Here is a 12,377-nt window from a genome sequence, read left to right as displayed (position 1 = left end):
ATGAAGTATAAATATGTTCCGGTATTTATAAGCTATGATAAAGTAGCGGATAAAATGAATCATCTTGCTGCTCAGGGATATGAATACGATAAAGAGGCTATAGTGGCGATTAGAATGAAGAAAGTCTCAGAGACTGGCGATAAGCAATATAAGTTTATCTTTGATAAAAACTTTACACCAGAGATAGAAGAGTATTATAAAGTAAGTGGCTGGAAGCTTTATAAGTTTCAAGTTTATAATTTGTTTAGACTTGCTGAAGGGACTTCGAGTTCTTATCCGATATATACTGATACCGAGACGGAATTAGAAATCGTTAAATATAGATTGTTAAGATTTATAGTTTTATTTATTTTAATAAATATAATAGGGGTATTGTATTTTACTAATATTAAATGGGTAATTAATAGTGGAATACCTGATGTGTTAGCCATGTTAATAGGTGGATTAATAGGTGGTATATTTGGTTACTGTATAAGTGGACTTGGAATGTTTTTACCGAAATATTTCAAGTTAACAAAAGAAATAAAAAATAATGACGAATAAAAAAGGGATTTAACTTTTAATAAGTTAGGAAATGAGGTAAGGGCTATGATTTTAGAATTTAAAAATGTAGAGAAAAGTTTTGGTAATAAAAAGGTTCTTAAAGGGGTTAGTTTCACAGCGAAAAGTGGTGTGGCTAATGGATATTTAGGACGAAATGGTAGTGGTAAAACTACAAGTTTTAGGATTCTGTTGGATATATTCAAGCCGGATAAAGGGGAGATTCTACTAGATGGAAAACCTTTAGATCACAGTAAGGTGAAGATTGGATACCTTCCAGAAGAACGAGGAATGTACGATGGTGTTGGACTTGTAGATCAGCTTACGTACTTCGGAATGTTAAAAGGTATGAAGAAGAAAGCAGCACAAACAGAAGCGAAAAAATGGTTAGAGTACTTCGAACTAGAGGATAATAAACAAGCATTAAAAACATTATCTAAAGGTAATGCCCAAAAAATTCAAATTATCCAAAGTGTTATGAATGATCCAGATATTCTTGTTTTCGATGAACCGTTTAGTGGGCTTGACCCGGTGAACGTATCAAAATTAAAAGAAATAATTACAGATTTTATTAAAAAAGATAAACTTGTTATTTTCTCATCTCACCAAATGCCAGTTGTAGAAACATTCTGTGAGGATATTAATATATTAGAAAAAGGGAAAATTACTCTAAGTGGTAATCTAGATTATATTAAAAAACAATTAGGACATGGAAAAATGATCTTGAGTGTTAGTGGTTTTGAGAAAGATGAACTACTTGCTAATCTTAAATCTATACCATTAGGTATTGAGTATTCATTAGTTCCAGAGGGAGTGCTTCTTGATTTCAAAGAAGAGGGTGCTAAAAAAGAATTATTGGCAAAACTTGCGGGAAGCAGTTTTAATATAGAAGAATTCAAACTTTATAAACCTTCGTTAGAAGATATTTTCAAAGAACAGGTAGGTAAGTAATTATGAAAAATTTTAGTACAGTATTTAATTTTGAGTTTAAACAATTTTTTGCGAAAAAAGCGACAAAAGTTATTATGGCATTGTATTTCATTATAGCTATAGGTATAACATTTGTACCATCAATCGCTAATAGTAACATTTTTAAAGGTGAGAGCAATGATAATTTCAATCGTAGTGCATATGTTGTAAAAGATGTAAATATTAAGTTAGATGATCTAAAAGAAGCTAAAAAATACGATAGTAAAGATGCTTTGGAAAATGATATTAAAGCTAAAAAATTAGATGAAGGTATCGTCTTAACTAAAGATAGTTATGAATATTTATCTAGACAATCTATCTTTAGTAAAGGTAGCAGTGAATTTAAAGAAGCTTTTGGAAAAAATGTAGAAAAATTAGTCTATAAACAAAATGGTTTAGATTATGATAAAGTAACTAATGTGAAATCACATCTACCTCAACCTGTACCAGTGAACGTAAGTGGAGATTCTGATGCTCAAACTCAAGTAGTAAATGTTGTAGTAGTTTATGCTCTTACATTTATTGTTTATATGACGGTAATTCAATTCGGTAGTGTAGTTGCAACAAATGTTGTTAAAGAAAAAAGTAATAGAGCTATGGAACTATTAGTAGTCACTGTAAATCCTAGAACGTTAATTTTAGGGAAAGTATTAGCTTTATCTGTTGCAGTACTTGTTCAAATGGGCTTAATTATCGGTGGTTTATTTGCAGGTCTAAAAATCAATGGTTCTAGATATAGCGATAATATTAAGCATATTATAGAAAATGTAGACTTAAAAGTTCTTGGTGTAGGATTAGCATTTGCGTTAACTGGATTCGTAATGTTTATGTTTATGTACGCGGCATTCGCTTCATTAGTTAGTAAGATTGAGGATGTCAACGGAGCGATAACTTTACCGATGTTAACATTTATGGGTGCATTCTTCGTAAACTACTACATTATGGGTTCAACTGGAGATACTAAACTTGCAGAGATTTTATCATATGTTCCATTTACATCATATTTTGTAATGTTTACACGTTATGCAATAAGTCACGTTTCTATTCAAGAATTAGGATTATCTTATGGTATATTAGTTGTAACTACATTACTTGTGGCATTTGCGAGTGTTAGAGTATATAGATTAGCGACATTAAGATACGGTCAAAAATTAAACTTCTTCAAGTTGTTATTTGGAAAATAGGAGAATATACTAGAGAAAAGACTTAAAAAAAATTCAAATTTTGAGTCTTTTCTTTTTTATTTTTAGTGTATAAAAGGTTATAATTAGGTATAAAAAAATCTGTAAAATAAGGAGATTATTTAATGAGTGAACTAAAAAGGACGATAGGCTTTATGCCGGCTTTTATGACGGTTATAGGCTCAGTAATAGGAGCAGGTGTATTTTTTAAAGCAGCTGTAATTTATAAGACTACAGGAACGATGAGTTTAGGGTTATTTGCTTGGGTGCTTGCCGGTGTTATTACTATTTGTGCCGGTCTTACCGTTGCAGAACTTGCGGCATCTATTCCTGAAGTTGGAGGAATGGTCGTTTGGATAGAGAGGACTTATGGAAAAACTGCAGCATTCTTATTAGGATGGGCACAGTCGGTGATTTATTTCCCTGCGATGATAGCGGCTCTTGCGGTTATCTTCTCGACACAAGTTTTAAATTTATTAAATTTAGATAAGACTTGGCATCTTCCTATAGCTTTTGCAGCTGCAGCTTTATTAATGTTTTTAAACTTTTTAGGTGGAAAGATTGGAGGAATGATTCAGACGGTAGCTACTATTTGTAAATTGATACCATTAATAGTAATTATTGTATTTGGATTATTTCAAACTGACTCTCAGCCGTTGCAATTATTCCCTATAGAAGCGGGGAAAGATATTTCATTCGCTAGTGGACTAGGTGGAGCTTTACTTGCTGCGATGTTTGCCTATGAAGGGTGGACGAACGTAGGAAGTATGGCAGGTGAGATGAAAAATCCTAAAAAAGACTTACCAAGAGCAATTTTCCTAGGACTTGCAGTTGTTATGGTTGTATATGTACTTATAAATGTTGCTTACCTTATGACTTTACCATTAGATCATGTTGCAGGTAATCAAACTGTAGCCAGTGAAGTAGCTGCTAAGTTGTTTGGTGGTATTGGTGGTAAAATTATCACAATTGGTATACTGATTAGTGTATATGGAGCGATTAACGGATTCTCAATGGCAGGAATTCGAGTACCTTATGCAATGGCTAAAAGTGAACAAATTCCATTTAAAAATGTATGGACGAAATTAAATAAAGGAGCAGTTCCTGTTAATGCAGGATTATTACTTCTAGTAATAGCATTCTTAATGATGTTAACTGGTAGTTTTGATATGTTAACAGACCTATTAGTATTCGTAATGTGGTTCTTCTACACAGCAACATTCCTTGCGGTAATTATACTACGTAAAAAAGAACCAAAATTAGAAAGACCATATAGAGTTCCGTTATATCCGATTGTTCCTATAATAGCTATTCTTGGTGGAGTTTATACTTTAGTAAGTACTTTAATCTCACAAACATCATTAGCTATGGGAGGAATAGCCTTAACGTTAATAGGATTATTATTCTATACAGAATTACATAAGAAATTTAAAAAATAATAAAAGAAACATCGCATATTAGAAAAGCTAGTATGCGATGTTTTTATATTATTTATTGTGTTTCATATATATTTATGTTAAAATAAAGTTATAAAAGAGAGAGCCGTTTTAAAGACGGCAGCTCAATTAGTTAGTTATAAAAATAACCATCTAACCCGCTAAAGTTAAAGATGGTTATTTTTTATTGTCATTTTTGAACGCTGTTAAGCACACTCCAACTATTGTTACAATCAATAGATTTATACCGATAATAGTTTGTACCACTTCGTAAGGTGACAACTTGCTACTCCTTTCTTCCAGATTTTAGTGTATGCGGACATAGCACCATCCCCTTTCAAATTAAAGTAGCCACCATCTTTATCAGAAGTTATTATACTCCCTAACTTCTCTCTCCGACTTTGATTATATCAAATTAAATATAGACAATCAACTATTTACAGGGCTGATATATCAGTGTTTTTAACTTGTTAATTATAGTAATTTTTACTCATAAATTTAATGATATAAAGGTGTAATTTTTGAAAAAAACATCGCATATTAGAAAACCTAGTATGCGATGTTTTTATATTATTTATTTCTATTTTCTAAGTAGTCTGCAATTGCGGCTACATCCTTGTCTCCACGTCCAGATACGTTAACGATAATTACTTTATCTTTATCTAGTTTTGGAGCACGTTTAATCACTTCTGCAAGGGCGTGTGAACTTTCGATTGCTGGGATAATTCCTTCTGTTCTAGTTAATAGAAGTAAAGCATCAACAGCTTCATCATCAGTTGCACTTACGTATTCAGCACGTTTTGCATCTTTTAGGAATGAGTGCTCAGGCCCGATTCCTGGATAGTCTAATCCTGGAGAGATTGAGTAAACAGGTTTTACTGAACCATCTTCGTTGAATAATGCGTAAGTTTTCATACCATCAACAACCCCCACAGTACCAAGTGTTAGTGTTGCTGCGTGACGATCTGTATCTAGACCACGACCAGCAGCTTCAACACCTAGTAATGCTACTTCTTCATGAGGGATGAACTCAGCAAAAGCACCGATTGCATTAGATCCTCCTCCTACACAGGCTACTACTAAGTCAGGTAGACGTCCTTCTTTTTCTAGGATTTGACGTTTTGCTTCTTGACTGATAACTTTTTGGAAGTCTTTTACAATAGTTGGGTATGGGTGAGGTCCTACTGCTGATCCTAGTACGTAGAAAGTATCGTCGATGTTTTCAATCCATGCTTTGAATGCAGCGTCAACAGCTTCTTTAAGAGTTTTTTCTCCTTCTTGAGCTGCGTGAACTTTTGCTCCAAGCATTTCCATTCTAAATACATTTAATCTTTGTCTTTCTACATCAAGAGCCCCCATGTAGATTTCACATTCCATACCAAATTTTGCAGCGGCAGCAGCCGTAGCTACACCGTGCTGACCTGCTCCAGTTTCAGCGATAACTTTCTTTTTACCCATACGTTTTGCAAGTAAAATCTGTCCAATAACGTTGTTAAGTTTGTGCGCCCCAAGGTGATTTAAATCTTCACGTTTAAGGTAGATTTTTGCTCCTCCAAGGTGGTTTGTTAAAGTTTCAGCGTAGTATAGTGGAGTTTCACGTCCCGAGTAATCTTTTAAGTAATGAGCATACTCTGCTAAAAATTCTTCATCATCTTTATATTTATCATAAGCTGCTTCCAGTTCGTCAAGAGCTTTTTGAACAACTTCAGGTACGAAGCTTCCCCCAAATTCTCCAAAGTATCCTTTTAAGTTGTTTAAGTTATTTTCTAAGTTTGTCATAATTGTTTATTTCCTTTCGAATTGTTTATAAGATTTGTATAATTTTTTTATTTTACCCTAAAAAGAAAAGACCGTATAGAATTCTATACGGCCCTTTTGCGAAATTTAAAACGATCTTTCTACAGCCGACATAGACACTTTTTAGAGTACACTAAAGTTGCGTCTACGTCATAAAAACATACACACAACATTATCTACGCCAGTTTTGCCAAGAGTTTAAAGTTGTTGTTTGTTTCATTTGTAGTTCCTCCTTCTCGTTTTGTTGTTTTTATTATACACATTATTATCAGGAAAATCAATAGTTATTTTTTTAAAAAGATAAAAAATTATCAGAAAATTCTTTTAAAATAATGATAATTCTATAATAGGGTGTAGTTTCTTGAATGAAATCTATATTATTGCAACAGATGTTTCAGCAAGTTTGATACAATATATATTTTCAAAAAAATTTGTCTAGAGAATAGCATTTTCATTATTTTTTCTTATTAAAACAGTGATATTGTGAATTTTAAAACAGATTGAATTAGTTAAATTTATTACTTTTTTAATGATATATTTATTGATATTTCTTATTATTTATTATAAAATATTGATAGTGATAATTATTGTCATAAAATAAAGAAAAGAGGTATGAACAAATGAGTAAAATTGTAGTAGTTGGAGCAAACCATGCAGGAACAGCATGTGTTAATAAAATTTTAGCAACATATGGTGATAAAAATGAAGTGGTAGTTTTTGACCAAAACTCAAATATTTCATTTTTAGGATGCGGAATGGCTTTATGGATTGGAAAGCAAATTTCAGGTCCAGAAGGATTATTTTATGCTAGTAAAGAGTCTTTAGAAGAAGCAGGAGCCAAAGTATATATGAATTCTCCTGTTGAGTCTGTTGACTATGATAAAAAAGAAGTACACGTACTATTGGACGGAAAAACAAAACACGTTGAAAGTTATGATAAACTAATATTTGCGACTGGATCGACACCTATCTTACCTCCAATTAAAGGAGCAGAAATTGTGCCAGGGAACAGAGAGTTTAAAGCTACACTAGAGAATTTACAATTTGTTAAGTTATACCAAAACTCTGAAGAGGTAATTAATAAACTTAATGCTAATCCAGATATCAAACGTGTAGCAGTGGTAGGTGCAGGATATATTGGTGTAGAACTTGCAGAAGCATTTGAACGTTTAGGAAAAGAAGTAACTTTAGTAGATATAGTAGATACATGTCTTGCTGGATATTATGACACTGAATTTTCTAATTTAATGAAGAAAAATCTAGAAGATCATGGTATTAAATTAGCGTTTGGACAAAAAGTAGAAGCCATTGAAGGTAATGAAAAAGTTGAAAGATTAATTACTGATAAGGAAACATTTGATGTAGATATGGTTGTATTAGCTGTAGGTTTCCGTCCAAATACTGCATTAGGTGATGGCAAAATTGAATTATTCCGTAATGGAGCATTCTTAGTTAATAAAAAACAAGAAACAAGCATAAAAGATGTATATGCTATTGGAGATTGTGCAACTGTATATGACAATGCAGTTGGTGATACAAACTATATTGCCTTAGCATCTAATGCAGTTCGTACTGGATTAGTTGCAGCTTTAAATGCTGGAGGTGATGGAGATGTAGTCGAATCAGCTGGTGTTCAAGGTTCGAATGGTATTTGTATCTATGACCTGAAAATGGTATCTACTGGTTTAACGTTAGAAAAAGCAAAACGATTTGGTTATAATGCAGCTGTGACAGAATATACAGACTTGCAAAAACCAGAATTTATAGAACATGATAACCATGAAGTAAAAATTAAAATAGTATACGATAAAGATAGTCGTGTAATTTTAGGGGCTCAGATTGCATCTAAAGAAGATATTTCAATGGGAATTCATTTATTCTCATTAGCCATCCAGGAGAAAGTAACTATTGAAAAACTTGCTCTTACAGATATTTTCTTCTTACCGCATTTTAACAAGCCGTATAACTATATAACTATGGCTGCTTTATCAGCAAAAGAATAGTAGATAAAAATTTTTTAAAAATAGAACCGGCTTAGAATCCTAAATTATAAAAAATTTATATAGGAATTCACAGATGTAGTGGTTTGTTGATATTTAAATTTGTTTTATAAAAACTTTATAGATATCTAATAAACTTTGAAGGGAGTGACTCGATAAAATCGATTTCTTTGAAATTGTAATTTTCGAGTTACTCCCATTTTTTTAGATAGTAGGAATGATTTTTTCCATGAACTAGAGTCTTTATAGAAAAATATATATAGTAACTATAGAAAACAAACTTTATACATGCTAAAGTATTTTTATCTTAAAAATTTTTTAAAAAAGTGATATAATGTAGCAGTACATAGTTAGATATGGAGGTGCAATTTGAAATTATCGGTATTAGCCAGCAGTAGTAGTGGGAATAGTATCTATATCGAGCATAATAATTTTAGATGTTTGGTAGATGCTGGACTGACTGGGAAAAAAGTAGTAGAGAACTTAGCGCAAATTGAGCGAGATATTAAAGATATAAATGCGATTTTTGTAACGCATGAGCATATTGACCATATTAAAGGAGTAGGGGTACTGGCAAGAAAGTACAATATTCCTGTATATGCCAACGCTCTTACTTGGCAAAATATGACGAAATGTGGTGAAATCAGTTCGGATCTTAAGTTTAATTTTGAAAAAGAGGAAAGCAAAATTTTTGGTGATGTAGTTGTTAATAGTTTTGGAGTTAGTCATGATGCGATTAATCCACAGTTTTATACTTTTGAGTGTGAAGGGAAAAGGGTTAGTATTCTTACAGATACGGGCTATGTATCTGATAAGATGATTGATTATGTGAAGGACTCTCATACGATTGTTTATGAAAGTAATCATGAGGAGAATGTTCTGCTTAGTGGACCTTATCCGTGGTCAACTAAACAACGTATACTATCAGATATGGGTCACCTATCTAATACAGACTCTGCAAATTATTTAACGAAAATAGTAGGAGACAATACGAAAAATGTCTTTTTAGCCCACCTAAGTGAGCAAAATAATACGAAGGAGCTAGCCCGTATGGCAGCGGACATGACTCTTAAACACAAGGATATAGATTGTGTTTTAGAAGTTGATAAAACTATTGATTGTAATGATAAAATAGTTATAATGGATACTGATCCAGTAATTCCGACTAAGATAATAGAAATATAATAAAAACTGAGGATAACTTGTAAAAAATTTATCTACGTGATAGATTTTTAAGTTGACCTTAGTTTTTTCTTCTATAAAAATAGTGGAAAAATAAAACGAGTTTTACATGTGAAAACGAAAGCCTTTTCTGTAAATATTCAGAAAATTCTAGTTTTTTTACGCTAAATTTTTGTTTTTTTATTGCTTTTTTTCTAAAAATTTTATAATATAGTATTATGTAGTTTTTTAAAAAGTTATGACTTATGAAAAAAATTATTATTCACAAAATAAGTTGTAATGTTTAATAAAACAAGATAAAAATGAAAATAAATGAAATAAAGTTTAAAATTGTATTAATTTATTGACGAATGTTATTGGAAGGAGATAGGCGAATGGAAAAACTATTAGAGATTAAAAATCTAGAGACAGCATTTAGAATCAAAGATGATTACTTTAACGCTGTTGATAAAGTTAGTTTGGACCTATATAAAAACGAAGTATTAGCTATCGTAGGAGAGAGTGGTTGTGGTAAGTCTACATTAGCGACAACTATTATGCGTCTTCATAATGAAAATCTAACGAAGTCTACTGGAGAAATTATTTTTAACGGAAAAAATATACTAGATTTAACAGAAGATGAAATGAATAAAATTAGAACAAAAGATATTGGGATGATCTTCCAAGATCCGCTTTCTTCATTAAACCCGCTACACAGAATTGGGAAACAAATCGAAGAGGCACTAATTTATCATACAGAACTAAGTGCAGAAGAAAGACAAAAACGTGTTATTGAATTATTAACACAAGTTGGTATTCCAAATCCTGAGCGTTGTGCAAAACAATATCCACACGAATTATCTGGTGGTATGCGTCAACGTGTAATGATAGCTATGGCGATGAGTTGTAAACCAAGTGTACTTATCGCAGATGAACCAACAACAGCTCTAGATGTGACGATCCAAGCGCAAATCTTAGACCTTATTAAAGGGCTTCAAGCAGAGATGCAAGCTGGTATTATCCTAATTACGCACGACCTTGGGGTAGTTGCTGAGATGGCTGATAGAGTAGCTGTATTGTATGCCGGTGAAGTAGTAGAAATCGGAACTTCAGAGCAAATCTTTAAAAACCCTCAACACCCTTACACTCGTAGTTTATTACGTAGTATTCCTCAACTTGATGATGAAGATGCTAGTGATGATCTTTACGTTATTCAAGGGATGGTTCCATCTTTAAAAACTCTAGACAGACAAGGATGTCGTTTTGCAAATCGTATTCCTTGGGTTAAAGATGAACATCATGAACATAATCCGACTCTACATGAAGTAGAAGAAGGACACCATGTACGTTGTACATGTCATAGAAACTTTGAATTTGAAGGGGAGGAGAACAATGCTTAAAGTTGAAAATCTAAAAGTGCATTATCCTATTCGTGGTGGATTTTTCAATACAATTAAAGATCATGTTTACGCAGTAGATGGTGTTGATATTGAGATAGAATCTGGGAAAACGTATGGGCTAATCGGAGAAAGTGGTAGTGGAAAAACTACTGTAGGTAAGGTTGTTCTAGGTTTAGAAAAAGCAACTGATGGACAAATTATCTATAAAGAAGAAGATGTTACTAAAAAAGCAGCTCGTAAAAAATTAAAATATAATCGCGATGTTCAAATGATTTTCCAAGATGCAATGTCTAGTCTAAATCCTAAGAAACGTATTATAGATATTATCGCAGAGCCTATTAGTAACTTTGAAAACCTATCTGAAGAAGATACAAGAAAACGAGTTTTAGAACTTTTAAACATCGTTGGTATGGGTGAAGAAGCTATGTACAAATATCCATTTGAATTCTCAGGTGGACAACGTCAACGTATCGGGGTTGCGCGTGCGATTGCATGTAATCCTCGTTTAATCGTAGCTGACGAACCAGTATCAGCTCTTGACCTTTCGGTTCAAGCACAGGTTCTAAACTTCATGAAGAAAATTCAAAAAGACTTTAATATAAGTTATCTATTCATTTCTCATGACCTTGGTGTTGTTAAGCACATGTGTGATTATATTTATATCATGTACCGTGGTCGTATCGTAGAACGTGGAACACGTGAAGATATTTACAATAATCCACAACACATTTATACAAAACGTCTTATTGCGGCTATTCCAAGTACTAACTTAGATAAAGCTAAAGAAGTAAAAGAAATAAGACAAGCTGTAGAAGAAGAATATCAAAAACATTATAATGATTATTTTGATAAAGATGGAAGAGTGTATCCACTTAAGAAATTAACAGAAACACACTATGTAGCAATGAAAGGAGGAGAAGTGTAATGTGGAAAGTAGTTTTAAAACGATTTTTAGTAATGATACCACAGTTATTCATCCTTAGTGTACTAGTGTTTGGTCTAGCTAAACTTATGCCTGGGGATCCATTCAGTGGTTTGGCAGAAAATCCAAAAATTTCTCAAGAGCAAATTGAAGCGATTCGTCAAGCGAGTGGATTCTATGAGCCTTGGTATCAACAATACCTATATTGGTTGAATAACTTTATCCATGGGGATTTCGGATTAAGTTATACTACTGGTAAATCAGTAGGAACTCTTCTTGGAGAAAGAATTTTCAATACATTCAACCTGTCATTATTTACAGCGGTAATCATGTATGCGATCGCTATTCCTATGGGGATGTATGCAGGACGTTATAACGGTTCTAAATTCGACAAATTCGTAAACTTTTATAATTTCTTCTTCCTAGCGATTCCATCATTTGTACTATACTTATTCATGATCGCATTATTTGGTTTTGGTTTAGGATGGTTCCCAACAAGTGGATCTGTAGATGTTAACCTTGATCCAGGAACATTCACGTACTATATTGACAAACTACAACACTTAGTGTTACCAGGTATCTGTTTAGCGTTATTATCAACAGTATCAACTGTTCAATATTTACGTAATGAAGTTATCGATGCGAAACAAAGTGATTATGTAAAAACAGCTCGTTCTAAAGGTGTACCAGTTAAAAAAGTTTACTCAGGACACATCTTCAGAAACTCTATTTTACCAATCGCAGCATTCTTCGGATTCTCTATTACTGGATTATTCAGTGGTGGTATCTTCGTAGAAACAATCTTCGGTTACCCAGGAATGGGACAACTATTCTACCAAAGTATTCAAGATAGAGACTATAGTGTTGTTACAACATTAATGTTATTCTCTGGATTCTTAACACTGCTTGGTAGTACATTAAGTGATATTATCATGGCGATTGTAGACCCACGTATTAAATTGGACTAGGAG

Annotated in this window: 11 protein-coding genes; 9 read left to right on the top strand and 2 right to left on the bottom strand. The window is 32.7% G+C overall.

Features of this window, described 5'->3' with window-relative positions; genetic code table 11:
• The 4 genes from GEMHA0001_RS03410 to GEMHA0001_RS03395 all read left to right on the top strand — a co-directional run bounded on the left by GEMHA0001_RS03410 (window position 1) and on the right by GEMHA0001_RS03395 (window position 4,129).
• Window positions 1-543, top strand: a complete 543-nt coding sequence (locus GEMHA0001_RS03410) for a DUF2812 domain-containing protein (protein ID WP_003144283.1) — start codon at window positions 1-3, stop codon at window positions 541-543.
• 45 nt (window positions 544-588) lie between these two features.
• Entirely contained in the window at window positions 589-1,491 is a 903-nt protein-coding gene (locus GEMHA0001_RS03405) for an ABC transporter ATP-binding protein (protein ID WP_003144141.1), read from the top strand.
• A gap of 2 nt (window positions 1,492-1,493) precedes the next feature.
• Window positions 1,494-2,693, top strand: a complete 1,200-nt coding sequence (locus GEMHA0001_RS03400; protein WP_003144169.1) for an ABC transporter permease — start codon at window positions 1,494-1,496, stop codon at window positions 2,691-2,693.
• 122 nt (window positions 2,694-2,815) lie between these two features.
• A complete protein-coding gene (locus GEMHA0001_RS03395) occupies window positions 2,816-4,129 on the top strand; it encodes an APC family permease (protein ID WP_003144123.1) in 1,314 nt (437 codons plus the stop codon).
• A gap of 174 nt (window positions 4,130-4,303) precedes the next feature.
• Here the strand turns inward: GEMHA0001_RS03395 and GEMHA0001_RS09165 are convergent, their stop codons facing one another.
• Window positions 4,304-4,408: a putative holin-like toxin gene (locus GEMHA0001_RS09165; RefSeq protein ID WP_224207463.1), complete on the bottom strand. Its 105-nt coding sequence runs from the start codon at window positions 4,406-4,408 to the stop codon at window positions 4,304-4,306.
• Window positions 4,409-4,696: 288 nt separating this feature from the next.
• On the bottom strand, window positions 4,697-5,905 hold the full coding sequence (gene trpB / locus GEMHA0001_RS03390) for a tryptophan synthase subunit beta (RefSeq protein ID WP_003144340.1): 1,209 nt from the start codon (window positions 5,903-5,905) through the stop codon (window positions 4,697-4,699).
• Window positions 5,906-6,543: 638 nt separating this feature from the next.
• On the opposite strand from trpB, the gene nox reads away from it, so the two are divergent.
• The 5 genes from nox (at window position 6,544) to opp4B (ending at window position 12,374) form a co-directional block, all read left to right on the top strand.
• Window positions 6,544-7,926, top strand: coding sequence for a H2O-forming NADH oxidase (gene nox, locus GEMHA0001_RS03385; RefSeq protein WP_003144117.1), 1,383 nt, complete (start codon window positions 6,544-6,546; stop codon window positions 7,924-7,926).
• A 366-nt stretch (window positions 7,927-8,292) separates the two neighbouring features.
• The gene (locus tag GEMHA0001_RS03380) at window positions 8,293-9,108 is read left to right on the top strand and encodes an MBL fold metallo-hydrolase (protein WP_003144260.1); all 816 of its coding nucleotides are present in this window, start codon (window positions 8,293-8,295) and stop codon (window positions 9,106-9,108) included.
• Between the two features lie 371 nt (window positions 9,109-9,479).
• Window positions 9,480-10,484 (top strand): ABC transporter ATP-binding protein, encoded by a 1,005-nt coding sequence (locus GEMHA0001_RS03375; RefSeq protein WP_003144423.1) that lies wholly within the window; start codon window positions 9,480-9,482, stop codon window positions 10,482-10,484.
• Window positions 10,477-11,409: an ATP-binding cassette domain-containing protein gene (locus tag GEMHA0001_RS03370; protein WP_040464336.1), complete on the top strand. Its 933-nt coding sequence runs from the start codon at window positions 10,477-10,479 to the stop codon at window positions 11,407-11,409. Before GEMHA0001_RS03375 ends, GEMHA0001_RS03370 begins: the two co-directional genes overlap by 8 nt.
• Complete coding sequence (opp4B, locus tag GEMHA0001_RS03365) at window positions 11,409-12,374, top strand: oligopeptide ABC transporter permease (RefSeq protein ID WP_003144127.1); 966 nt, start codon at window positions 11,409-11,411, stop codon at window positions 12,372-12,374. The genes GEMHA0001_RS03370 and opp4B overlap by 1 nt, the downstream gene beginning before the upstream one ends.
• The last annotated feature ends 3 nt before the right edge of the window (window positions 12,375-12,377 follow it).

Source organism: Gemella haemolysans ATCC 10379 (genome assembly GCF_000173915.1).
GTDB classification, from domain to species: domain Bacteria; phylum Bacillota; class Bacilli; order Staphylococcales; family Gemellaceae; genus Gemella; species Gemella haemolysans.
This window is presented reverse-complemented; position numbering and strand designations above follow the sequence as displayed.

Excerpts from the sequence above, each read along its gene's own strand:
- GEMHA0001_RS03410 (WP_003144283.1), top strand. The coding sequence starts at position 1 with ATGAAGTATAAATATGTTCCGGTATTTATAAGCTATGATAAAGTAGCG.
- GEMHA0001_RS03375 (WP_003144423.1), top strand. The coding sequence starts at position 9,480 with ATGGAAAAACTATTAGAGATTAAAAATCTAGAGACAGCATTTAGAATC.
- GEMHA0001_RS03395 (WP_003144123.1), top strand. The coding sequence starts at position 2,816 with ATGAGTGAACTAAAAAGGACGATAGGCTTTATGCCGGCTTTTATGACG.
- GEMHA0001_RS03370 (WP_040464336.1), top strand. The coding sequence starts at position 10,477 with ATGCTTAAAGTTGAAAATCTAAAAGTGCATTATCCTATTCGTGGTGGA.
- GEMHA0001_RS03400 (WP_003144169.1), top strand. The coding sequence starts at position 1,494 with ATGAAAAATTTTAGTACAGTATTTAATTTTGAGTTTAAACAATTTTTT.
- GEMHA0001_RS03405 (WP_003144141.1), top strand. The coding sequence starts at position 589 with ATGATTTTAGAATTTAAAAATGTAGAGAAAAGTTTTGGTAATAAAAAG.
- opp4B (WP_003144127.1), top strand. The coding sequence starts at position 11,409 with ATGTGGAAAGTAGTTTTAAAACGATTTTTAGTAATGATACCACAGTTA.
- nox (WP_003144117.1), top strand. The coding sequence starts at position 6,544 with ATGAGTAAAATTGTAGTAGTTGGAGCAAACCATGCAGGAACAGCATGT.
- trpB (WP_003144340.1), bottom strand. The coding sequence starts at position 5,905 with ATGACAAACTTAGAAAATAACTTAAACAACTTAAAAGGATACTTTGGA.